Annotated in this window: 18 protein-coding genes; 7 read left to right on the forward strand and 11 right to left on the reverse strand. The window is 62.2% G+C overall.

Annotation, left to right across the window (positions count from 1 at the left end; translation table 11 throughout):
* Positions 1–92: 92 nt before the first annotated feature.
* The gene (locus BC360_RS13720) at positions 93–962 is read right to left on the reverse strand and encodes a LysR family transcriptional regulator (protein ID WP_065783050.1); all 870 of its coding nucleotides are present in this window, start codon (positions 960–962) and stop codon (positions 93–95) included.
* Between the two features lie 88 nt (positions 963–1,050).
* On the opposite strand from BC360_RS13720, the gene BC360_RS13725 reads away from it, so the two are divergent.
* Positions 1,051–1,284 carry a hypothetical protein gene (locus BC360_RS13725; RefSeq protein ID WP_065782977.1) on the forward strand — a complete coding sequence of 78 codons (234 nt, stop codon included), beginning with the start codon at positions 1,051–1,053 and terminating at the stop codon, positions 1,282–1,284.
* 112 nt (positions 1,285–1,396) lie between these two features.
* Here the strand turns inward: BC360_RS13725 and BC360_RS13730 are convergent, their stop codons facing one another.
* From BC360_RS13730 to BC360_RS13740, 3 genes are all read right to left on the reverse strand, one after another.
* Positions 1,397–3,922 carry a methyl-accepting chemotaxis protein gene (locus BC360_RS13730; RefSeq protein ID WP_065795607.1) on the reverse strand — a complete coding sequence of 842 codons (2,526 nt, stop codon included), beginning with the start codon at positions 3,920–3,922 and terminating at the stop codon, positions 1,397–1,399.
* 351 nt (positions 3,923–4,273) lie between these two features.
* A complete protein-coding gene (locus BC360_RS32380) occupies positions 4,274–4,420 on the reverse strand; it encodes a hypothetical protein (protein ID WP_167590831.1) in 147 nt (48 codons plus the stop codon).
* Positions 4,421–4,651: 231 nt separating this feature from the next.
* Positions 4,652–5,836 carry an NAD(P)/FAD-dependent oxidoreductase gene (locus BC360_RS13740; RefSeq protein ID WP_065795528.1) on the reverse strand — a complete coding sequence of 395 codons (1,185 nt, stop codon included), beginning with the start codon at positions 5,834–5,836 and terminating at the stop codon, positions 4,652–4,654.
* A 123-nt stretch (positions 5,837–5,959) separates the two neighbouring features.
* On the opposite strand from BC360_RS13740, the gene BC360_RS13745 reads away from it, so the two are divergent.
* The 5 genes from BC360_RS13745 (at position 5,960) to edd (ending at position 12,978) form a co-directional block, all read left to right on the forward strand.
* Positions 5,960–7,396: a glutamine synthetase family protein gene (locus tag BC360_RS13745; protein ID WP_065795529.1), complete on the forward strand. Its 1,437-nt coding sequence runs from the start codon at positions 5,960–5,962 to the stop codon at positions 7,394–7,396.
* A 16-nt stretch (positions 7,397–7,412) separates the two neighbouring features.
* Entirely contained in the window at positions 7,413–8,699 is a 1,287-nt protein-coding gene (locus tag BC360_RS13750) for an NAD(P)/FAD-dependent oxidoreductase (RefSeq protein WP_065795530.1), read from the forward strand.
* 98 nt (positions 8,700–8,797) lie between these two features.
* Positions 8,798–10,273 carry a glucose-6-phosphate dehydrogenase gene (gene zwf, locus BC360_RS13755; RefSeq protein ID WP_065782985.1) on the forward strand — a complete coding sequence of 492 codons (1,476 nt, stop codon included), beginning with the start codon at positions 8,798–8,800 and terminating at the stop codon, positions 10,271–10,273.
* Positions 10,274–10,281: 8 nt separating this feature from the next.
* Positions 10,282–10,980 (forward strand): 6-phosphogluconolactonase, encoded by a 699-nt coding sequence (gene pgl / locus BC360_RS13760; protein ID WP_065795531.1) that lies wholly within the window; start codon positions 10,282–10,284, stop codon positions 10,978–10,980.
* Positions 10,981–11,157: 177 nt separating this feature from the next.
* On the forward strand, positions 11,158–12,978 hold the full coding sequence (gene edd / locus BC360_RS13765; RefSeq protein ID WP_065782991.1) for a phosphogluconate dehydratase: 1,821 nt from the start codon (positions 11,158–11,160) through the stop codon (positions 12,976–12,978).
* A 204-nt stretch (positions 12,979–13,182) separates the two neighbouring features.
* On the opposite strand, the gene BC360_RS13770 is transcribed toward edd, so the two are convergent.
* The 6 genes from BC360_RS13770 to BC360_RS13795 form a co-directional block, all read right to left on the reverse strand.
* The gene (locus BC360_RS13770) at positions 13,183–13,593 is read right to left on the reverse strand and encodes a hypothetical protein (protein WP_065782993.1); all 411 of its coding nucleotides are present in this window, start codon (positions 13,591–13,593) and stop codon (positions 13,183–13,185) included.
* Positions 13,594–13,732: 139 nt separating this feature from the next.
* Positions 13,733–14,821: an ABC transporter ATP-binding protein gene (locus tag BC360_RS13775; protein ID WP_065782995.1), complete on the reverse strand. Its 1,089-nt coding sequence runs from the start codon at positions 14,819–14,821 to the stop codon at positions 13,733–13,735.
* A gap of 61 nt (positions 14,822–14,882) precedes the next feature.
* Positions 14,883–16,535 carry an alpha-glucosidase family protein gene (locus BC360_RS13780; RefSeq protein ID WP_065795608.1) on the reverse strand — a complete coding sequence of 551 codons (1,653 nt, stop codon included), beginning with the start codon at positions 16,533–16,535 and terminating at the stop codon, positions 14,883–14,885.
* 29 nt (positions 16,536–16,564) lie between these two features.
* The gene (locus tag BC360_RS13785; protein WP_065782997.1) at positions 16,565–17,713 is read right to left on the reverse strand and encodes a carbohydrate ABC transporter permease; all 1,149 of its coding nucleotides are present in this window, start codon (positions 17,711–17,713) and stop codon (positions 16,565–16,567) included.
* 1 nt (position 17,714) lies between these two features.
* On the reverse strand, positions 17,715–18,725 hold the full coding sequence (locus BC360_RS13790; RefSeq protein WP_065782999.1) for a carbohydrate ABC transporter permease: 1,011 nt from the start codon (positions 18,723–18,725) through the stop codon (positions 17,715–17,717).
* Positions 18,726–18,868: 143 nt separating this feature from the next.
* Positions 18,869–20,227, reverse strand: coding sequence for an ABC transporter substrate-binding protein (locus tag BC360_RS13795; RefSeq protein ID WP_065795532.1), 1,359 nt, complete (start codon positions 20,225–20,227; stop codon positions 18,869–18,871).
* 290 nt (positions 20,228–20,517) lie between these two features.
* Here BC360_RS13795 and BC360_RS13800 point away from each other — a divergent pair, with 290 nt between their 5' ends.
* Positions 20,518–21,549, forward strand: a complete 1,032-nt coding sequence (locus BC360_RS13800) for a substrate-binding domain-containing protein (protein WP_065795533.1) — start codon at positions 20,518–20,520, stop codon at positions 21,547–21,549.
* A 114-nt stretch (positions 21,550–21,663) separates the two neighbouring features.
* On the opposite strand, the gene folD is transcribed toward BC360_RS13800, so the two are convergent.
* Positions 21,664–22,563 carry a bifunctional methylenetetrahydrofolate dehydrogenase/methenyltetrahydrofolate cyclohydrolase FolD gene (gene folD / locus BC360_RS13805; protein WP_065795534.1) on the reverse strand — a complete coding sequence of 300 codons (900 nt, stop codon included), beginning with the start codon at positions 22,561–22,563 and terminating at the stop codon, positions 21,664–21,666.
* Positions 22,564–22,590 lie beyond the last annotated feature (27 nt).

Below are 22,590 nucleotides of genomic sequence, written 5' to 3' on the forward strand. Positions count from 1 at the left end.
CGGGCGTCCAACTTGGAGGCACAGGATCGCTGCAGCAGGTTGATGTGTGCATTTCGGTCGCGGACCGGCTACGCACTTTTGCGGGGATTGCCTTAGCCCCGCCGAGGCCGCTTGCCGGCAAAGATATCCGCGTGGCTGCGCAGCAGCTTCGTCATGCGGTCGACCACCGAGCGGATCTCCCTTCGGTGCCTGTCCTCATTGTTCATCACGATCCATTGTCGGTGCCTGAGCGCCGGGAGCTCGTCACCCGCTCGTTCCAGCATCGGATCGAGGTCGCCGACGAAACACGGGAGCACCGCGCAACCGGCACCGGCCCGGGCGAGATCCAAGAGCGAGCGCGGCCGCGTGACCGTGGCGACGATCCGCCCCTCTACCTGCTCATGCGGCCAACGCAGATAGGCCGAGATCGCCTCTTCCTCGCCGACCGCCACCCACCGCCCGTTGGCGGCCGGTGGTGCGTTTTTCTGGCGATAGGCGGCATAGGCGACGTCGCCGACCGGACTGGCTGCCAGATAGCTTTCCTCGGGCTCGAAGGCGCGGATGCCGATATCCGTCTCGCGATAGGCGAGGCTGGCGCGCGTCTCGCCGATGGTGATCGCCAGGCTGAAGCCGTCCCTTTCGGTGCAAAGTGCGGGAAAGTTCTCCGCGAGCAGCCAGGCGATCCAGGTTCCGACGGTGATGCGGACGGTCGCGCCCTCGCCCTCGCGCCGCCAGCTCTCGACCCGGCGCGCTGCCGCTTCCATCTCCTGAAGCTGCTCGAAAAGAAGCTCGCCGTCGCCGGTAAGCTGGTAGCCGGTTTGGCTGCGCAGGAACAGCACGCGTCCGGTTCGCTCCTCGAGCTCGAGCATCCGTCGTCCGACGGTGGCCGGACTTGAGCCCAGTGCCTGTGCGGCGCCGGTCAGGCCGCCCGTGCGCGCCACGCTCATGAAGCAACGGTAGATATCCCAATCCATGTCTTTCATCGATGAAAAACATAGGCCGATATCTTGTGTATGTAAAACAGCTTTTGCTGCATAGAAGAGGAGATGCCACCGAATGAGGAGCATCACCATGGACATGATGGCAATGGCCTATATGGCCGATATGGCAATGAAGAGCCGCCGCTGGGACGAACACTTCGACCCCAAGCCGCCGGGACTTTTGCGGCGGACGTTTCGCCGCTGCATTGCAGCACTTGCGGCACGCAGAAAGCTGAAAACCGTCGAGCAGCCCGCACAAACAAGATGCGCCGCGCAACCGGTCGATCGCGCGGCGCTGTGCTACAGCGCCGCGCGTCAAATATGACGCGCTAAGGACGCTGTAACACCCTAAACTTGCTGCATAATTTTCTCCTTAAATCGATTCCGATTTAAGGAATTATGCAGTACAGGGACGAAACCGTCGTGGTGCTGGCCAATCAGGCCGCGCGGTAAGCGTGGATATCGGACGCTTCCGGTTCCAGCCGGAACTGCTCGACCAGCATCATCAGCGTATCGGCCTGGTTGGACAGCGCCAGGCTCGTGGCCGTTGCCTCTTCAACCATCGAGGCGTTCTGCTGGGTCATCTGATCCATCTGGTTGACCGATCCGTTGACTTCGTTGAGCGCCACCGCCTGGTCGCGGCTGGCCGTCGCGATCATTTCGACATGCTGGCTGACGGTGACGATCTGGGCGCTGATCGAGGCGAGCACCGCGCCGGTCTCCTTGACCAGGTGCGAACCGGAATTGACCTCGTCGGTCGACTTGTTGATGAGGCCCTTGATCTCACGGGCGGCCTCGGCCGAGCGCTGCGCCAGTTCGCGCACTTCCTGTGCCACCACCGCGAAGCCCTTGCCGGCTTCGCCGGCACGCGCTGCTTCGATGCCGGCGTTGAGTGCCAGCAGGTTGGTCTGGAAGGCGATGTCGTCGATCACTTCGATGATCTGCTCGATCTGGCGTGATGCCTCTTCGATGCGGCCCATGGCGGCGATCGCGTTGGTGACGACCGTTGCCGAGCTGTCGGCGCTCTTCTTGGTTTGCGTCACGGCGACATTGGCCTCGTTCGCACGCTCCGCCGAAGAACGGACGGTCACGGTGATCTGGTCGACCGCCGCAGCCGTCTCCTCGAGCGAGGCTGCCTGGGCTTCCGTGCGCTTCGATAGTGAATCCGCCGCATGGTGCATGTCCGAACCACTCTGCTGGATCGCCTGCGCATTGGCGCGGATCTGCGCCAACGTGTCCTGCAGGCGGATCAGCGAGCCGTTGAAGTCCATGCGCAGCTGTTCGAGGCGGCCATGGAACGGAATGTCGATCTGGCGCGACAGGTCGCCCTGTGCCAAGCGGCCGAGGCCGGCGGCAAGTTCGCTGACCGCAAGGTCGATCTGACGATCGAGCTCCTGTTTTTCCGCATCGTTGCGGGTCCGTTCGAGCTCGGCGCGGGCACGCTGTTCTTCGCTTTCGGTCTCGATGCGCACCTTGGAGAGGGCGTTTTCCTTGAAGACGCCAAGGGCGCGAGCCATGTCGCCGATCTCGTCCTGACGGGCGTCGCCGTCGATGGAGGTATCGAGGCGGCCGTCTGCCAGGCGACGCATGGCGGCGGTGATCTGGCCGATCGGCTTCTTCAGCGTCAGCGTGAGCGCGATGCCGGCAAGCAAGGCGATGACGACGCCTGCAACGGTCGCGGCCACGGAGATCTGGTTTGCTTCCTGGCGCTCGGTGCCGGCGGCAACCTTCTGCTGCTCGGCAAAACCGGTCAGATCGCTCCAGATCTGGTTGATCGACTGGCCGGCGGCATCGAAATCGGCGGTCCGTTTCACGGTGATTTCGACCAGCGACGCCGCATCCTTCTTCATCACGGTGATGATCGGCATCAGCGTGTCGGCGATCGCATCGAAGGATGCGCCTTCGCTTGCAACACCGCGCAGCGTTGCCATGTTCTGCTGAACCGCGAGGAACTTATCGAGCAGCTTCTGGCGATTGCCTTCCGTGGTCGCTCCCATGAAAGTCGCGGCGGAGATCTGGATATCGGTGATCGAGGTTGAAAGCCGGCGCGTCGCCGTCAGAACGGATTCGGTGCTGACGATAAGCTGATCGAGCTCGGCGAAGATCCGCGTGGCATCTCGCATCTTGCCGACCGAGGCCGCTTCCAGACGGAAACTTGCGGTGCGGAAACGGTCGACATGTTTCGAGATGCCGGCAAGCGTCTCAGGACCGGCAGGCGCCTTCAAAAGCGCGCCGACCTCGCTCGATGCGGAGGTGATGGTCTCGGTCAGCGACTTCTCGTCCTTCGGCAGCAGACGGAAGATGTCACGCTCGGTGCGGCCGATCATCGGGAACCGTTCCTTGACGGCCTTGAGCTTCTCGTCGATCGTCGTCGCCTTGCTGACCTCCGTGCCGAACTCGTTGAAGAAGCGGCTGGCGCGCATCAGCTTTTCGGCTTCGCGCAGCATGGTCTTGGCGGCGTTCTCGTTCTTGCGCACGGCATATTGCAGCCGGTTCGACTCGTCATTGATCTTGGCGCGCTCCACCAGCAGCGCATCGAGGTTCGCCGTCATCGTGGCGCGCATTTCCTGCTCGCCGACATGCAGCTGCCAGAGCCCGTCGATGCGGGCTTCGATGTCGTTGGTTGCGGCGATCGCAGCCGTCAGCTCGCCCTGGCCGCTCTGGCCGGCCACCTGCGCAGCGGTCTCTGCCAGGATCTCCTTCTGTGCGGAAATCTTGCCCTGCAAGGCGTCGCGGGTTTCCTCAGTGGTCGAGTGCAGGAAGTTGTTCATCCCCGCATAGACGTCCTTGAAGCCGCTCAGCGTCTGCAGGACGCTGTTTGAAATCTCCATCCGGCCCTGCAGCAGGCCGGACGCGTAAAGGCCGGTAATGCCGACGGCACAGATGCTGACGACGAAGGGCAGAATGAAAAACAGCACCTTCGTCTGGATCTTGAAGCGGGCAAGAATTCTGTCAATGAACATGGAAAACACCTTGGCTCGCAGCTCGCATTCGCCTCCCCCGGCGGCTCGAAGCATGTTTCACCTTCCGCGCAACGGCAGAAAGGACGAAACGATCGAGAGCCACCCGATGCGCAAACAGGCTGATGTTTTTCGGAAAATCATGCGGCGCAACACCGCCAGTCCGTCAGCAATCATTGCGGGACCGCGCCACCTCCCCGGTAGCGAAGTCCTGACGGAACTCACTTCGTCGCAATATTCATTTTGAACGATTAAAAATTGTATAAGCGCCGAGCACTCGCCGACGTATTTCCGAAGGCGCTCGCGCGCTAACGACGGGATCGAGGTCCGGCCGAAAGCGGCCGGCGGGCAGCATCAGAGCCAGTAGGCCGGAAGCGTTGCGAGGGCAGCAACGGCAAAGAATGCGATCAGAGCAATGCGGGTCAACGCCATTCTCTGGGCGCGGCTCTCGTCGGTGCGAGCGATCGCGATGGCGCGGGGACGACGGCGTGGCTGGTTCATGGCATCCTGTCCTTCTCACTGACCGGCAACGATCGGCCCGGATGAACCGGCTTGCCAGTCGAGTTCATATTGCAGCCATGCCGTGGCAGAGAAAAGCCCTAAAAATGGAAACAGTGTTATTTCCGTTTGCGGAACAGTTCTTATCTCGCCAACCGCCGGCTGTGCCGACATCAGATGAGGTTCGGACATATCCGTTAACAATGGCTGAAGCCAAGCGCCACAAAACCGGGATCAGACGTCCTGGCCGGCCGCAAAGCCCGATGCCCAGGCCCATTGGAAATTGTAGCCGCCGAGCCAGCCGGTCACATCGACGCATTCGCCGACGAAATAGAGGCCGGGAACAGTCTTCGCCTGCATCGTCTTTGAATCGAGGCCGTTGGTGTCGACGCCGCCGAGCGTCACCTCGGCGGTGCGGTAGCCTTCGGAACCGGCCGGCTTGATCGTCCAGGCCTGGATCGAGGTCGACAGCGCATCGATGGCCTTGTCCGAGAGGTCGGCGAGTTGCCTGCCCGTGAGCTTGGCGCCGTCGGCAAAGAACTGCGCCAGCCGGCGCGGCAGAATATCGCCGAGCGCCGTCTGCACGGCCTGCTTGCCGTTGGTGCGGCGCAAGCCCTTGAGGATCGAGGAGATGTCGATATCGGGCATCAGCCTCAAGACGATATCCTGCCCCTCGCGCCAATAGGACGAGATCTGCAGGATCGCCGGGCCGCTTAAGCCCCGATGGGTGATCAGCACCGCCTCGCGGAACGCCGTCTTGCCGGAACGCGCCTCGGCGTCGGCGGCGACGCCGGCCAATTCGCCGATCGTCTCAAGCTGCGCCGGATCGAGCGTCAGAGGCACAAGGCCCGGACGGGCTTCGACAAGCGCCAATCCGAACTGCTCTGCGATCCTATAGGCAAGCCCTGTCGCGCCCATTTTCGGAATGGACTTGCCGCCGCTGGCAACAACCAGCGACTGAGCATCGACCGGTCCGTCGTCGGTCATCACCCGGAAGCCGGCGCCATGACGCTCGACACTCTCGACCGTCGTCTCCAGCCGAAGCTCTGCACCGACCTCGCGCATCTCGGACAGCAACATCCGGATGATGTCCTTGGCCGAATGATCGCAGAACAATTGCCCGAGCGTCTTTTCGTGCCAGGCGATGCCGTGTTTTTCGACCAATGCCAGGAAATCGCGCGCGCCGTAGCGCGCCAGCGCCGATTTGCAGAAATGCGGGTTGGCCGAGATAAAGTTCTTCGGCCCCGCGTGAATGTTGGTGAAGTTGCAGCGGCCGCCACCGGAGATGCGGATCTTTTCGCCCGGCGCCCTGGCATGGTCGATGACGAGCACCCGTCGGCCGCGCTTGCCGGCTTCGATGGCGCACATCATGCCGGCGGCACCGGCGCCAATGATCACCACATCCTTCTTCTCAGCCACGAAACACCTTTGAGTTCTTTGCGCATTCCATTCCGGTCACGGAGGCGAAAGTCAATCGTCACGCTCTAGCCAATTGCCAATCTGCGGTTATGATGCGCAATCCGAAGCCAAAACCGGTGATTTATGCCCTCCAAGAGAAGTGCTGCCCAACAAACAACGAAAATCAGCAAAACCTCGAAAATACCCGCTGCCCTGCATTCCCTCCGAGGCGTCAAGACCTGGAAGGAAGCAACGGACTGGCTGAAGATCCGCGGTATCGAAGACGTCGAGTGCATCACCCCCGACCTTGCCGGCGTTCCGCGCGGCAAGATGATGCCGACCTCCAAATTCACCTCCAACACCTCGTTGGCGCTGCCTTCGGCGATCTACCGTCACACGATCTCCGGCGAATATCCCGATGAAACCGGGCAGTTCCGCTACGATTCGCGCGACAGCGACATCAAGCTCGTTCCCGACCTTTCGACGCTTTCGGTCGTCCCCTGGGAGAGCGATCCGACGGCGCAGGTGATCTGCGACATCGTCGGTTCGCAGGGCGAGCAGATCAGCTACACGCCGCGCAACGTCTTGAAGCGCGTGGTCGATCTCTATCGTCAGAAGGGTTGGAAGCCGGTCGTCGCACCTGAGATCGAATTCTACCTCGTCGCCACGAACGACGACCCCGACTATCCGCTGCATCCGCCGAAGGGCCGCTCCGGCCGCTCGATCCTCGGCGGCCAGGGCTATTCGATCGCCGGCATCAACGAGTTCGACGAACTGATCGACGACATCTACCATTTCTCGGAAAAGCAGGGTCTCGAGATCGACACGCTGATCCACGAGGAAGGACCGGCACAGCTCGAAATCAACCTGCGCCATGGCGATCCGATCGAGCTTGCCGACCAGGTCTTCCTGTTCAAGCGCACCATCCGCGAGGCGGCGCTGAAGCACGGCATCTACGCAACCTTCATGGCCAAGCCGATGCAGGGGCAGCCGGGTTCGGCCATGCACATCCACCAGTCGGTGGTCGAGATCAACACCGGCCGCAATCTGTTCTCCAATCCGGACGGCTCTCCCTCCAAGGAGTTCTTCAACTTCATCGGCGGCATGCAGCATTATGTGCCGCGCACGCTGGTGATGATGGCACCTTACGTAAACTCCTACCGCCGGTTGACGCCGGACATGTCTGCGCCGGTGAATACGGCCTGGGGCTACGACAACCGCACGACCGCCTTCCGCATCCCGGTTTCCGAGCCCGTCGCTCGCCGGATCGAGAACCGGCTGCCGAGTTCGGACGCCAACCCCTATCTGGCGCTCGCCGCCTCGCTTGCCTGCGGCTATCTCGGCATCATCGAAGGCCGCGATCCGACGGCACCGACGGAAGATACGGCCAACGAAGGCGAAATCGATCTGCCGCGCGGGCTGCTCGAGGCGGTCGCGCTGCTGGAATCCGCCCCGTCGCTCGCCGAAGTGCTGAGCCCCGAATTCATCGCCATCTATGCCGGGGTGAAGCGCGGCGAGTTCGAAACCTTCATGCAGGTCATCAGTCCCTGGGAACGCGAGTTCCTGCTGCTGAACGTCTGACCTGAAAGGCCGTCCAATGCCCTGGCAAAGCCCGATCTCGCCCGGTTTCTCCTGGTATGAGGCAACCGTTCCGGATCGACCCGAATACCCGCAAATGCCGGGATCGAGGAAGGCGGATGTCGCCATCATCGGCGGCGGCTATACCGGACTTCAGGCAGCCTACAATCTTGCCGGCCAGGGCGTCGATGTCACCCTCATCGACGCCTGCCGCTTCGGCGATGGCGCGTCCGGGCGCAACGGCGGCCAATTCGGCACCGGCCAGCGCGCCTGGGCCGACGAAACCGAGGAAACGCTTGGCCACGAGCGCGCGCAGCTGCTCTTCAACATGGCCGAAAATGCCAAGAGGCACGTGCTCGACTTTGCTGGCGAACACGGCATAGACATCGAGTTCATGCCGGGCCAGCTCTCGGTCGGCCACAAGAAAGGCCTGGAGAAAGACTATCGCGACCACGTCGAAGCGATGGCGACCCGCTTCGGCTATCCGCATCTCTCGTTCATGGAGCGGGAGGAGACGGCAAGTCGCGTCGGATCGTCCCGCTACCACTTCGGCATCCGCGACACCGGCACCGGTCATATCCATCCGATGAAACTGCTGGTCGGGCTGACGAAGCAAGCCGCACGCGCTGGCGCCAATCTGTTCGAGCAGACGAAGGCGCAGAAGATCGAGCGCAAGGGAACGGCTGTTGTCATCACCACCGATCGCGGCACGATCACCGCCGACCGGGTGCTTGTCGCCTGCAATGCCTATGTCGGCAATCTCGAGCCGGTGAGCGCCAGCCATGTCATGCCCATCCGCTCCTTCATCGGTGCGACCGAGGTTCTCTCCGCCTACCCCAATGTGCTGCCCGGCGGCGAATCGGTCGACGATTCGCGCTTTGTCGTGCGCTATTTTCGCAAATCGCGGGATGGACGGCTGCTGTTTGGCGGACGCGAAGCCTACACCGCCGACAATCCGCGCGACATTTCCACCCATATCCGCCGGCAGATCAGCGAGATCTACCCGGAGCTCGGCAACGTCGCGATCACCCATGCCTGGGGCGGCTCCGTCGGCATCACCATGCCGCGCACGCCCTTCTGTCGCGAGGTCATGCCGGGCGTCACTTCGATCGGCGGCTATTCCGGCCACGGCGTCATGCTTTCCAACTATTGCGGCAAGCTTTACGCCGACCTGGCGCTTGGCAAACCGACCGAACTCGACCTGTTGAAAGCCTTGAAAATACCGGCTTTTCCAGGCGGAACACGCTTCCGCTCGGCGCTTCTGTTCCTGGCGCTCAGCTGGTACGCTTTGCGCGACAGGCTCTAGGAAGTGCTTTGAGGGGCATTTTATTGCATTGCACCCTAGCGCCTTTAAATCGATTAGATTATATGTGTCCCTGACCTGAACAAGATCGAGATTATCCCATGAGCAGCCAGATCATTCCCGTCGAACCGTTTGACTATGTCGTGTTCGGGGGCACCGGCGATCTCGCGGAGCGCAAGCTGCTGCCAGCGCTCTATCACCGCCAGATGGAAGGCCAGATTTCCGAGCCGACCCGGATCATCGGCGCCTCGCGCGCCGCGTTGACGCATGAAGAGTATCGCAAGTTCGCCGCCGATGCGCTGAAGGAACACCTGAAGCCGGCCGAATACAACGAAGAGGAAGTCGCGAAGTTCACGGCGCGCCTCTTCTACGTCTCCGTCGACGCCAAGTCCGACCAGGGCTGGGATGCGCTGAAGAAGATCCTCGAGGAGGGCAAGGACCGCATCCGCGCCTTCTATCTCGCCGTCGGGCCGGCGATCTTCGGCGATATTTCCGAGAAGATCCGCGACCACAAGCTGATCACCAAGACCACCCGCATCGTCGTCGAAAAACCGATCGGACGCGACCTGGCCTCGGCGACCGAGCTCAACGACACGATCGGCAAGGTCTTCCGCGAAGAGCAGATCTTCCGCATCGACCACTATCTCGGCAAGGAGACGGTGCAGAACCTGATGGCGCTGCGCTTCGCGAATGCGCTCTATGAGCCGCTTTGGAACTCCGCGCATATCGACCACGTGCAGATCACCGTTTCGGAAGCCGTCGGCCTCGAGAACCGCGCCGGCTACTACGACAAGGCCGGTGCGTTGCGCGACATGGTGCAGAATCACATCCTGCAGCTCGTCTGCTTCGTCGCGATGGAAGCGCCGACCTCGATGGACGCGGAAGCCGTGCGCGACGAAAAGCTCAAGGTGCTGCGCGCGCTGAAGCCGGTCAACGCATCCAATGTCGAGCAGGTGACGGTGCGCGGCCAGTACCGTGCAGGCGCCTCTGCCGGCGGCCCGGTCAAGGGTTACCTGGAAGAACTCGAAGGCGGCGTTTCGAACACCGAGACCTTCGTCGCGATCAAGGCGGAGGTCAGCAACTGGCGCTGGGCCGGCGTGCCGTTCTACATCCGCACGGGCAAGCGGCTTGCCGGGCGCATGTCAGAAATCGTCATTACCTTCAAGCAGATCCCGCACTCGATCTTCGACAACAGTGCCGGTCGCATTTCGGCCAACCAGCTCGTCATCCGCCTGCAGCCGAACGAAGGCGTCAAGCAGTCGCTGATGATCAAGGACCCCGGCCCGGGCGGCATGCGCCTTCGCAATGTTTCGCTGGACATGAGCTTCGCCGAGGCCTTCGACGTGCGCAATGCCGATGCCTATGAGCGCCTGCTCTTCGACGTCGTGCGCAACAACCAGACGCTGTTCGTGCGCCGCGACGAGGTCGAGGCCGCGTGGAAGTGGATCGATCCGATCCTGAAAGCCTGGGAAGAGACCGGGCAGCAGGTTCAGGGCTACACCGCCGGCACCTGGGGCCCGAGCCAATCGATCGCGCTCATCGAGCGTGACGGCCGCACCTGGCACGACGCGATATAGGCAAGGCAATGAGCACGACGCTTCACACATTCGACAATGGCTCCGCCCTGGCCGAGGGTCTGGCCGACGCAGTCAGCGCAGCACTTGCTGCCGGCATTGCCACCCGCGGTGCGGCGAGCATCGCCGTTTCCGGCGGCTCCACGCCCAAGGCATTCTTCCAGGCGCTCGCCAAGAAGGATATCGCCTGGGACAAGGTCACGGTCACGCTGGTGGACGAACGTTTCGTCCCGCCGGAAAGCGATCGCTCCAACCACGCCCTGGTCGCGGCCAACCTGCTGCGAGGCCCTGCAGCGAAAGCGCATTTCCTTCCGCTTTACCACGCCGCCGCTTCGGCAGAAGATGCAGCTTTGCTGGCGAGCAAGGAGACGGCACGGATCGGTGCGCCCTTCGACGTCGTCGTACTCGGCATGGGAACGGATGGCCATACCGCATCGTTCTTCCCGGGCGGCACACAGCTTTCAAGAGCGATCGACGCGACGACGCCGCGCGGCGTGATCACCATGGAAGCGGAAGGCGCCGGCGAACCGCGGCTGACCTTCACCTTCTCCAGCCTCCACGATGCCAGGCTGCTGGTCCTGCACATCGAAGGCGACGGCAAGAAGGTGGTGCTTGCCAAGGCGGAAGGCCCCGGCGACGAGGCCGAGATGCCGATCCGCACCATGCTGCGCCGGGCAGCCTCGCCGCTGCAGATATACTGGGCGCCATAACGGCCGGATAGCCGGCCGGTTCAGAACACTTTCAGCCGGTGGCGCCCCACCGGAATGCGAAAGTGTTGAAAGAGCTCATACCGGGGCGTGGCCTGCACGTTCTCCCAGGCACGTTACGCTCCGGACCGATGACTGGATGAAGATGAGGAGTCCCAAGACTCCGGAACAGGATTTGCCATGTCCGCCGATTCCCGCATTGCCGCAATCACCGCCCGCATCGTCGAGCGCTCGAAACCGCACCGAGAGCGTTATCTCGATCGGGTGCGCCGTGCCGCGTCCAGCGGACCGCATCGCAGCGTCCTTGGCTGCGGCAATCTCGCTCACGGCTTTGCCGTCTGTTCCCCCGCCGAGAAGGTGGCGCTCGCCGGTGATCGCGTCCCCAACCTCGGCATCATCACCTCCTATAACGACATGCTTTCAGCGCACCAGCCGTTCGAGACCTATCCGGCGCTGATCCGCGAAACGGCGCACGAGGCAGGCGGCGTCGCCCAGGTTGCCGGCGGCGTGCCGGCCATGTGCGACGGCGTCACTCAGGGTCAGCCGGGAATGGAACTGTCGCTGTTTTCGCGCGATCTGATCGCCATGGCCGCCGGCGTCGGCCTATCGCACAACATGTTCGATTCGACCGTCTATCTCGGCGTCTGCGACAAGATCGTGCCGGGCCTTGTCATCGCCGCGCTGACCTTCGGCCACCTACCTGCAGTCTTCGTGCCGGCAGGACCGATGACGACGGGCCTGCCGAACGACGAGAAGGCGCGCGTGCGCCAACTCTTCGCGGAAGGCAAGGTCGGTCGCGACGAGCTGCTCGCTGCCGAATCCAAGTCCTACCACGGCCCCGGCACCTGCACCTTCTATGGCACGGCCAACTCCAACCAGATGCTGATGGAGATCATGGGCTTCCACCTGCCCGGTGCCTCCTTCATCAATCCGGGCACGCCGCTGCGCGACGCGCTGACGAAAGAGGCGACGAAGCGGGCGCTGGCGATTACCGCCATGGGCAACGAGTTCACGCCGGCCGGCGAAATGATCGATGAGCGCTCGATCGTCAACGGCGTCGTCGGACTGCATGCCACGGGCGGCTCCACCAATCACACCATGCATCTGGTCGCCATGGCCCGCGCCGCTGGCATCCTGCTGACGTGGCAGGACATTTCCGAGCTGTCGGATATCGTGCCGCTGCTGGCCCGCGTCTATCCGAACGGCCTTGCCGACGTGAACCACTTCCATGCCGCCGGCGGCATGGGCTTCCTGATCAGCCAGTTGCTTCGGGGCGGCCTGCTGCACGACGATGTGCGCACCGTCGTCGGCCAGGGTCTCGACGCCTACAAGATCGACGTTCGGCTCGGCGCCGATGGCGGCGTCGAACGCGTGCCGACGCCGGCCGAAAGCGCCGATCCGAAGGTGCTTGCGACGTTAGACCACCCGTTCCAGCACTCGGGCGGCCTCAAGATGCTGACTGGCAATCTCGGCAAGGCGGTCATCAAGATCTCCGCCGTCAAGCCGGACCGCCACGTCATCGAAGCACCGGCGAAGATCTTCCATGACCAGGCCGAGCTGAATGCCGCCTTCAAGGCCGGCAAGCTCGAAGGAGACTTCGTCGCCGTCGTGCGCTTCCAGGGCCCGAAGGCGAACGGCATGCCGGAACTGCACAAGCTGACGACCGTGCTCGGCATCCTGCAGGACCGCGGCCAGCGCGTGGCAATCCTCACCGACGGCCGCATGTCCGGCGCCTCGGGCAAGGTTCCAGCCGCCATTCACGTGACGCCCGAGGCCAAGGACGGCGGGCCGATCGCACGCATCCAGGAAGGCGACATCGTGCGCATCGACGCCGTCACCGGCACGATCGAAGTGCTGGTCGAGGACATCGCGCTGAAGACGCGCATTCCCGCCCATACCGATCTCTCGGACAACGAGTTCGGGATGGGGCGCGAGCTGTTCGCGCCGTTCCGCGCGATTGCCGGCTCGGCCGACCATGGTGCAAGTGTGCTGTTCAACTGAACGAAGCCTCGGCGCCACCGCCGGGGTCCTGCCCTCCATCGCGGGCGATCTCTGCCGGCCACTCGCGCCGGCAGCGGGCACACCTTCCGAAGAAGAGGCACATTCCAAGTCAAGCCTTGCGTGGCAACAGCCGATTTGGTGCAACGATGCATCGCCCGCCAGCCATTTCGGCCGAGTGGGCAGGCTTGCAAATGCCTTTCCCGTTCAGCGATAGATGTCGAGCGTGCGGTTCCGGTGGTTCGGATGCGTGCTGTAGACGAAGATGCGATTGAGATCGCGGTCGGTCAGAAGCCGCAGGAAGCGTGCTTCGATGAAGTTGTCGGCGTGCACGCGCTTGAGCAGGCAGCCGACCATCTGGATCCGGGCGCTTGGAATGTCGAGGTAGAAATTCTGCGGCAGCTGGTACTTGGTCAGGATACCGATGACCGCGCCGCTTTTCGACAGCTTGATGATCTCGCAGCGACGGGAACTCAGCTGCGTCACGCCTTTTTCCGTGTATTCGATGCGCGCCTCGTTCCTCGTGTCCTCCATCGGGAACGTGGTTTCGCGATCGTACATGAAAGATTCTTCCTTGTTCAGGAAGTGTTGCTGCATCACCGGTGCCGCGGTCGTCATTCAACAGGCCTCTTAATATCCCCTACCCGTCAGGCTAGAGGAAGAAATTTAACAGAGGGTAGATTGAGGGCCTTGGCATGGAAAAACCCGCCCGAAAATCGGGCGGGTTCATAGGGAGGGCAAACGATGGTTGTCTTCGTCAGGCGCGATAGCTCTTGCCGTCGGCGTCGAACAGATGCAGCTTGGTCTTGTCGGCGGTAAAGCGGACTTTCTCGCCGCGATGAACAGGCAGAATGCCCGGGATCTTGGCGATGATCGGCTCGTTCTCGACCAGTCCTTCGATATAGAGCAGCGTCACTTCACCAAGCGCCTCGACAATCGAGACCGTGCCTTCGAAGAGGAAGTCCTCGCCCGTGGCCGTCTGAAGATCTTCGGGACGCACGCCGAAGCTCGCCGTCTTGCCGTTCTCAGACGCGTTCGTGGCGATATCGAGCGTCACCGACTTGCCGCCGGCCAGCTTCACCGTCGTCTGCGGCCCGGTGGCGGTGATCGTCGCGGGAATGACATTCATCGCCGGCGAGCCGATGAAGCGGGCGACGAACAGGTTCGCCGGGCGCTCGTAAAGCTCGAGCGGCGGGCCGACCTGCTCGATATGGCCGGCCGACAGCACGACGATACGATCGGCAAGCGTCATCGCCTCGACCTGGTCGTGGGTGACATAGATCATCGTGGTGTCGGCCATCTGCTCGTTGAGCTTGGCGATTTCGATGCGGGTGGCGACGCGCAGCGCCGCGTCGAGGTTCGACAGCGGCTCGTCGAACAGGAAGACCTTGGGATCTCGGCAGATCGCCCGGCCGATCGCCACGCGCTGGCGTTGACCGCCCGAAAGCGCCTTCGGCAGACGATCGAGGTATTTGGTAAGCTGCAGGATATCGGCTGCCGCGCGCACGCGCCGGTCGATCTCCTCCTTCGTCTCCTTGGCAATCCGCATGCCGAAGGCCATGTTGTCGTAGACGGTCATATGCGGATAGAGCGCATAGGACTGGAACACCATGGCAATGCCGCGCTTGGAAGGCGGCACATCATTGACGCGCTCGCCGTCGATGAACATGTCGCCGCCGGTGATCTCCTCCAGCCCCGCGATCATGCGCAGCAATGTCGACTTGCCGCAGCCGGACGGACCGACAAACACGACGAACTCGCCTTGCTTGATGTCGAGATTGATGCCGTGAATGACATCGACCGCACCATAGGACTTGCGGATATCTTTAAGCAGCAGACCTGTCATCGCATCCTCCCCTTCGTCTCTTTTTACCTGTCACTCTTCTTCGCTCGCGCCATAGCACGTCTCAGACCAGGCGCGCGAAAAATGCGCTCCAGGCCGGAAGATTGACCTTGTTGTCCTTGATCTCGGCGGCAAAGCCGTGACCCTCGAGCGCTTCTACCGGCTCCTTAGGCAGGTCGGCAACCGCAGCCACACCGCTCATGTTGAAGGCGCAGAAAAGCTTTTCGTTGCCGTGGCTGCGCACGAAGGCCAGAACCGGAGCATCGGTGCTGCGGAACTCGATCTCGCCCTTGGCAAAGGCCGGGTGCGCCCTGCGGAACTGCAGGAAGCGGCGATAGTGCTCCATAACGGAGGCCTCATCGCCCTTCTGGGCGGAGACGGCCCGTTTCAGGTGCTCGGCCGGTACCGGCAGCCACGGCTTGGCATCGCCGAAGCCGCCATTGACCGCAGCGCTGTCCCAGACCATCGGCGTACGGCAGCCGTCGCGCCCCTTGAAGTCCGGCCAGAACTGAATGCCATAGGGATCCTTCAGATCCTCGTAGGCAAGCTCGGCTTCGGTGAGTGCCAGTTCCTCGCCCTGATAGATGCAGACTGAGCCGCGCAGCGACATCAAAAGGCTCGCGAGCAGCTTGGCATGCGCGTCGTGATCGGCAACGCCATCGCCCCAGCGACTGACATGGCGCACGACGTCGTGGTTGGAAAACGCCCAGCAGGCCCAGCCTTCAGGCGCGGCCTTCTGGAAATTATGCAGCACCTCGGCGACACCAGCCGGCGTCAGAGCGTCGGGCGCCAGGAACTCAAAGGCGTAGCACATGTGCATCTTGTCGCCGCCGGAAGTGTACTCGCCGGCGATCTCGAGACCACGCTGGCTGTCGCCGACTTCGCCGACCGCCGCGATTGCCGGAAACTCGTCCATGACGGCACGGAACCGCTTCAGGAACGCCAGGTTTTCCGGCTGGTTCTTGTCGTAGAGATGTTCCTGATAGTTGTACGGATTGACCGCCGGCGCAGTCTGGGCGTTGCGGCGCTCCGGCGCCAGCGCCGGATTGTCGCGCAGTTGCTTGTCGTGAAAATAGAAATTGATGGTGTCGAGGCGGAAGCCATCGACGCCGCGCTCCAGCCAGAAACGTTCGACGCCCAAAAGCGCCTCCTGCACTTCACGATTGTGCAGGTTGAGGTCCGGCTGCGAGGTCAGGAAGTTGTGCAGGTAATATTGCAGGCGCGTCGGATCCCAGGCCCAGGCCGAGCCGCCGAAGATCGACAGCCAGTTGTTCGGCGGCGTTCCGTCCGGCTTGGAGTCCGCCCAGACATACCAATCCGCCTTGGCGTTCGTCCGGCTGGCGCGGCTTTCGACGAACCAGGGATGCTGGTCCGAAGTGTGCGACAGGACGAGGTCGATCATCACCCGGATTCCGAGCCGATGCGCCTCGGCGATCAGCGCATCGAAATCGGCGAGACTGCCGAAGATCCCGTCGACGTCGGTATAGTTCGAAACGTCGTAGCCGAAATCCTTCATCGGCGAGGTGAAGAAGGGCGAGATCCAGATCGCATCGGCGCCGAGCGAGGCGACATGCGACAGGCGGGCGGTGATGCCCTTCAGATCGCCGATGCCGTCACCGTTGGAGTCCTGGTAGGAGCGCGGATAGATCTGATAGATCACCGCGCCGCGCCACCAGTCCTTGTCAACCTGCAGGATGGATTCGCTCATTTCAGTCATGCTCATTCCGTTCAGAAGTCCGTGTGAGGTCAACCGCCCTTGACCGATCCCGCCAGCAGGCCGCGCACGAGATAGCGCTGCAGGCTGAAGAACACGATCAGGGGGACGACGATGGTGATGAAGGCGGAGGCGGTCAGGATTTCCCAGTTGCCGCCGCGTGAACCCAAGAGATTGACCAGTCGCCCGGTCAGGACGAGCTCATCCTGGCCAGCGCCGAGGAAGACGATGGCGACCAGCAGGTCGTTCCAGGTCCACAGGAACTGGAAGATCGCAAAGGACGCCAGTGCCGGGAACGACAGCGGCAGGATGATCTTGACGAAGATGTCGAAGTCGCTGGCGCCGTCGACGCGCGCGGATTCCATGATCTCGCGCGGCAGGCCGGCCATGTAGTTGCGCAGGAGATAGATCGCCAGCGGCAGACCGAAACCGGTATGGGCGAGCCAGATGCCGACATAGGTCTTGGCCGGCACGCCGAAGAAGGCGCCGACGCCGTTATAGAGCTTCAAAAGCGGGATCAACGACATCTGCAGCGGTACGACGAGCAGGCCGACAACGACTGCGATCAGGATCGCGCGCCCCGGAAACGGCATCCAGGCGAGCGCATAGGCAGCGAAGGCCGCAATCAGGATCGGGATGACCGTCGACGGGATGGCGACCGTCAGCGAGTTGATGAAGGAGGCGCCGATGCCTTCGGCGCTCAGAACCTCGACGTAGTTGTCGAAGGTGAAGCGCGGCGGAACGGCAGCGGTGAAGAAGATGCGCTGGCCGCGCGCGCCTTCCATCTTCGTGTCCGAGACGATCTCGAAGCTGCCATCGGCCTGTACGGTCAGTTTCTCGCCGTCGTTGAGTTCAGCGGTTTCGCCGGCCTTGAACGCCGTCGGCTCGCGGCTCGAAAAGCCGAAGGCGGAAACCTCGCCGGCGGCGGTGCCTTCGAGCACGTCGCCGGAGATCACGAACTTGCCGTCCCGTTCGACCTGGGTATCGGCCCCAGGTGCGCGGGCGACAATATTCTGGGTCGAGGTCGACAGTGCCGTCCACCAGCCGGAGACCGCGAGCTGATCCTTGTCGCGCAACGACGAGATCAGCAGGCCCGCGGTCGGCAAGGTCCAGAGAGCGACCAGGAGAAGAACCGACAGATGTACGGCCCAGGTGAGAGGGGAGCGCGTCGCCGGGTTCATCTCAGTGCCCCTTCATTTCTTTGGCCGCATTGCGGATGTTCCAGACCATGATCGGGATGACGAGGACCATGATGACGACGGCGATCGCCGCGCCGCGACCGAAGTCGCCGCCACCACGGAACATCCAGTCGAACATCAGGTTGGCGAGCACCTGGCTCTGCCACTGGCCATTGGTCATCGCCAGAACGATATCGAACACCTTGAGGACCAGGATGGTGATCGTCGTCCAGACGACGGCGATCGTGCCCCATATCTGCGGCACCATGATCTTGAAGAAGATCTGCCAGCCATTGGCGCCATCGATCACGGCAGCCTCGACCGTCTCCTCCGGAATGCCGCGGAGCGCGGCCGACAGGATGACCATGGCAAAGCCGGTCTGGATCCAGACCAGAATGGCCATCAGGAAGAAGTTGTTCCAGAAGGGCAGCGTGATCCAGGCCTGCGGGTCGCCGCCGAAGGCGACGACGATCGCGTTCAGGAGGCCGATCTGCTCGGTGCCCTCGGCGCGATAATCGTAGATGAATTTCCAGATGACGGCAGCGCCGACGAAGGAGATCGCCATCGGCATGAAGATCAGCGTCTTGGCGATGTTGCCCCACCAGATACGATCGGTCAAAGCGGCGATGACCAGCCCGAAGAAGGTCGCGAGTGCCGGCACCACCAGCAGCCAGAGGAAGTTGTTGAAGATCGACTGGCGAAACTCGCCGTCGTTCAGCATCCAGACGTAGTTGCTGGCGCCGACGAAGCTTTGTCCGGCGCGGTCATGCAGGCTGAACCAGACCGACATGGCCACGGGGTAAATGAGGTAGATCGTCAACGCAAACAGCGCCGGGGCGAGAAACAACCATGGCCGGATGGCATTGGTGATGCGCAGGTTGCGCGACGCTTCGACACCGGATCGCCCCTTCGACGGGAAGATCAGATCGAGAATGAAGCTGGTTCCCCAGAAGTAGGCGGCGCAGCCGAGAACCCCGGCCAGCATCGTTCCTACCGCAAAGACGAGCTGTTGCATGACATGTCCCTCCCCTGAAATGCACTTTGCGTGCAGGGCATGGCGATTGTCGCCGTTCTCGTTGAGGCCTCGCAGCGCCGAGCGTTCAGCGGACCCATAGGACAGGACGGGCGACGCAATCGCCGCCCGTCGTCCATCGTTCTTTACTTGATTGCGTCCCAGGCCTTCTGAACGCTGTCGGCGACGTCGGAGGCGGACTTGCCACCGACGAAATCGACCATGCCGGTCCAGAAGGCGCCCGCGCCGATCTTGCCGGGCATCAGGTCGGAGCCATCGAAACGGAAGGTCGTCGCATTGAGCAGGATCTCGCCCTGCTTCTTCAGCGGCGGATTGCCATAGGCATCGACATTCACGCTCTTGTAAGGCGTCAGGAAGCTCGTCTGCGCCATCCAGACTTCATGTGCGATCGGCGTCTTCAGGAACTCGATGAAGGCGCGCGCCGCGGGCGTATCCTTGGTGATCATCGCCAGCGTGCCGGCGCCGAGAACAGGATTGCCGAGATCCTTCTTGCTCTCGTAAGGCGGCATGTAGAAGAAGTCGGCATCCTCGCCGATCACGGTGCCTTCCGGGAAGAAGGACGGAATGAACGAAGCCTGGTGATGCAGGTAGCACTTCGGCGGCGATGCGAAGAGGCCCTTCGGGCTGTCGCGGAAGTCGGAAGACGCAACCGCTGCCGCGCCGCCATCGACGAACTTGTCGTTCTTGGCAAACCAGCCGAACTCGTCGATCGCACCGACGACCGCCGGATCGCTGAACGGGATCTCGTTCTTCACCCACTTGTCGTAGACATCGGCCGACTGCGTGCGCAGCATCATGTCTTCCACCCAGTCGGTGGCCGGCCAGCCGGTCGCGCCACCCGAGCCGAGACCGATGCACCAAGGCTTCTGACCATCGGCGGCGATCTTCTCGGTGAGCGCCTTCAGCTCTTCCATGGTCTTCGGCACTTCGTAGCCCGCGTCTTCGAAGTTTTCCGGCGAATACCAGACCAGCGATTTTACGTCGATCTTGTAGGGGAATGCGTAAAGGGCGGCGTTGCCGTCCTTGCCCTTGTAGGTCGAAAGATCGACCCACGACTGGCCAGCCGCATAATTGTCGAGCAGCCACTTCTGGCTTTCGTCACCGAGCGGCGTCAGATAGCCCTTGGACGCCAGATCGCCGATCAGACCCGGCTGCGGCAGAATGGAAATATCGGACGGGCTGCCGGCCTGGGTGTCGATGACGATCTGCTGCTCGTAGTTTTCAGAGGACGAATATTTGATCTCGACCCCGGTCGCCTCGACGAAATAGGCATAGACGCTCTTGAAGAGCGCCTCGTCCTCGCCGCGCCAGGGGCCGAAGATCGTCAGCGTCTGACCCTTGAGGTCGTGCCCCTTCTTGAATTCCTCGAAGCTCGCCCAGTTGAATTTGGAATCTTCGCCAGGCTTGAACTTCAGATCCGCAGCGCCGGCAGCGCCCGCAAACAGCGCCAGCGCAGCCACGCTCAACAGAAATGATCTCTTCACGTTGTTCTCCTCCCAAGATGAACCCGGATCCCGCCGGGCAGATCATCAACGCGCAAAATTCAAAGCGCTTTGAGTTTGCTAACAAACCATTGCGACACTCCACGAGTCAAGAGCTTTCGATTCATCGGCCTCGATGCGACAGCATTTTGCTCTGCGGCAACTTTTTGCAGCGCAAAGCCGGCTATTTCCGCTTTGTATGATGAAAAACGAGTGCTACAGAAATCCAAGGCGCTGGATGAAACCACAAAAATCAAACGGATATCCAAAGCGCTTTGGGAGGAAAGTTGACCATGGCGGTCAATCTCAAGCAGCTCGCGGAACTGCTCGGCCTGTCGCAGACGACAGTCAGCCGGGCGTTGAACGGCTATCCGGAAGTCAATGCGGAAACCCGCCAACGGGTGCTGCAGGCCGTGCGTGAGACGGGCTATCGGCCGAACCGGGCAGCCCAACGGCTCGCCACCGGCAAGGCCTACTCGATCGGTATGGTGATGCCGATTGCGGCCGGCATCGATTCCGATGTGCATTTCGGTGAATTCCTGGCGGGCCTTGGCGAGGAAGCCGTCAAGCATGATTTCCATTTCGTGCTCAATCCGAGTGCGCCGGAGGACGAAGAGGCGACCTTCCAGCGCCTGGCCGCCAGCGGCAATGTCGATGCGCTGTTCCTTGCCTATATGCGCGCCAACGATCCGCGCATCGCGATGCTGAAATCGCTCTCCATCCCCTTTGTCGTGCACGGACGCTCGATCGGCGAGACGCGGGACTATCCATTCCTCGACATCGACAACACCGGCGCCTTCTACGATGCGACACGGCTGCTGATCCAGCTCGGCCATCAGCGGATCGCGCTCATTAACGGACCGGACTACCTGACCTTTTCCATCCGCCGGATGAAAGGCATGGCCCGGGCGCTGGTGGAGCACGGCCTCAACCTCGACGAGGCGCTCGTCCATCACTCGCTGATGACCGACGAGCACGGCTATCGCAGCATGCAACGCTTCCTGCAGCATCCCGACGCACCGACCGCCGTTCTGTGTTCGAGCACGGTGCTGGCGCTCGGCGCCGTCAGGGCCATCAACCAGGCGGGACTGGCAATCGGTCGCGACATCTCGCTGATTGCGCATGACGATGTGTTGCCGATGCTGAAACCCGAAAATTTCAGCGTGCCGCTGACGACGACACGGTCGTCACTGAGGGCTGCCGGCGGGCGCATCGCAACCCGGCTGATCGCCGGCATCCTGAAGAGCGGCGATTATCCCGACCAGGAACTCTGGCGCGCCGAATTGATCGTTCGCGCCTCAACCGGTCCGGCTCCGCAGAAATGAAAACGCGCCTCACCGCATAATTCCTCAAATCGGAATTGATTTGAGGAATTATGCCGTAGATTTAAAGCCTTACAGCGTCCTTAGCGCGTCATGTTTTGCGCGACCCTTTGCCGATCAGAAGCGCGGCGGCTTGCGGCCAGCCTTGCGATAGGCTGCAATCACGGTGTTTGCCATCAGCATGGCGATGGTCATCGGGCCGACGCCACCCGGCACCGGGGTGATAACGCCCGCAACCTTTTCCACTTCGCCAAAGGCGACGTCGCCGACGAGCTTGAATTTACCTTCGCCCTTTTCCGGCGCCGGGACGCGGTTGATGCCGACATCGATAACGGTCGCGCCGGGCTTGACCCAATCCGCCTTGACCATCTCCGCACGACCGACGGCCGCCACCAGAATATCGGCATTGCGGCAGACAGCCGGCAGATCCCTGGTGCGCGAATGCGCCGTCGTCACCGTCGCGTTGGCGGCAACAAGCAAAGTCGCCATCGGCTTGCCGAAAAGGTTCGAGCGGCCGATCACCACCGCATTTAGGCCCGAAAGATCCTCGCCATGGGTCTGACGCACGAACACCATCGCACCGGCGGGCGTGCAGGAGACCAGACCGCCGTCGAGATCGCCGGTCGCCAGCTTTCCCGCATTGACGACATGCAGGCCGTCCACGTCCTTTTCCGGCAGGATCGACTGGATGATCGGCTCGGAGTTCAGATGCTTCGGCAGCGGGAGCTGCACAAGAATGCCGTGAATGGCTGGATCGGCGTTGAGGGCCGCAACCAGTGCCGCGAGATCTTCCTGGGTCGTTTCCTCAGGCAGGGTGTGCTGGATCGACTGGAAGCCGCATTCCTTGGCCATCTTGCTCTTCGAGGAGACATAGGCATGGCTTGCCGGATCGTTGCCAACGATCACCACCGCCAGACCCGGGCGAACGCCTGCATCCGCTTCGAGCGTTTGCGTCGCGGATTTCACGGCCTCAATGACCGAAGCGGCGACCTGCTTGCCATCAATCACAGTCGTCACGGCATTCCTCCTGGCTTCCTGTTCGCG

Source organism: Ensifer sp. LC163 (genome assembly GCF_001695855.1).
In the GTDB taxonomy this organism is placed as follows: Bacteria; Pseudomonadota; Alphaproteobacteria; order Rhizobiales; family Rhizobiaceae; genus Ensifer.

Coding starts and splice junctions, on each gene's coding strand:
- BC360_RS13745 (WP_065795529.1), top strand. CDS start 5,960: ATGCCCTCCAAGAGAAGTGCTGCCCAACAAACAACGAAAATCAGCAAA.
- BC360_RS13730 (WP_065795607.1), bottom strand. CDS start 3,922: ATGTTCATTGACAGAATTCTTGCCCGCTTCAAGATCCAGACGAAGGTG.
- zwf (WP_065782985.1), top strand. CDS start 8,798: ATGAGCAGCCAGATCATTCCCGTCGAACCGTTTGACTATGTCGTGTTC.
- BC360_RS13725 (WP_065782977.1), top strand. CDS start 1,051: ATGGACATGATGGCAATGGCCTATATGGCCGATATGGCAATGAAGAGC.
- BC360_RS13775 (WP_065782995.1), bottom strand. CDS start 14,821: ATGACAGGTCTGCTGCTTAAAGATATCCGCAAGTCCTATGGTGCGGTC.
- BC360_RS32380 (WP_167590831.1), bottom strand. CDS start 4,420: ATGAACCAGCCACGCCGTCGTCCCCGCGCCATCGCGATCGCTCGCACC.
- BC360_RS13720 (WP_065783050.1), bottom strand. CDS start 962: ATGAAAGACATGGATTGGGATATCTACCGTTGCTTCATGAGCGTGGCG.
- BC360_RS13750 (WP_065795530.1), top strand. CDS start 7,413: ATGCCCTGGCAAAGCCCGATCTCGCCCGGTTTCTCCTGGTATGAGGCA.
- BC360_RS13785 (WP_065782997.1), bottom strand. CDS start 17,713: ATGAACCCGGCGACGCGCTCCCCTCTCACCTGGGCCGTACATCTGTCG.
- pgl (WP_065795531.1), top strand. CDS start 10,282: ATGAGCACGACGCTTCACACATTCGACAATGGCTCCGCCCTGGCCGAG.
- BC360_RS13790 (WP_065782999.1), bottom strand. CDS start 18,725: ATGCAACAGCTCGTCTTTGCGGTAGGAACGATGCTGGCCGGGGTTCTC.
- BC360_RS13780 (WP_065795608.1), bottom strand. CDS start 16,535: ATGACTGAAATGAGCGAATCCATCCTGCAGGTTGACAAGGACTGGTGG.
- BC360_RS13800 (WP_065795533.1), top strand. CDS start 20,518: ATGGCGGTCAATCTCAAGCAGCTCGCGGAACTGCTCGGCCTGTCGCAG.
- edd (WP_065782991.1), top strand. CDS start 11,158: ATGTCCGCCGATTCCCGCATTGCCGCAATCACCGCCCGCATCGTCGAG.
- BC360_RS13770 (WP_065782993.1), bottom strand. CDS start 13,593: ATGACGACCGCGGCACCGGTGATGCAGCAACACTTCCTGAACAAGGAA.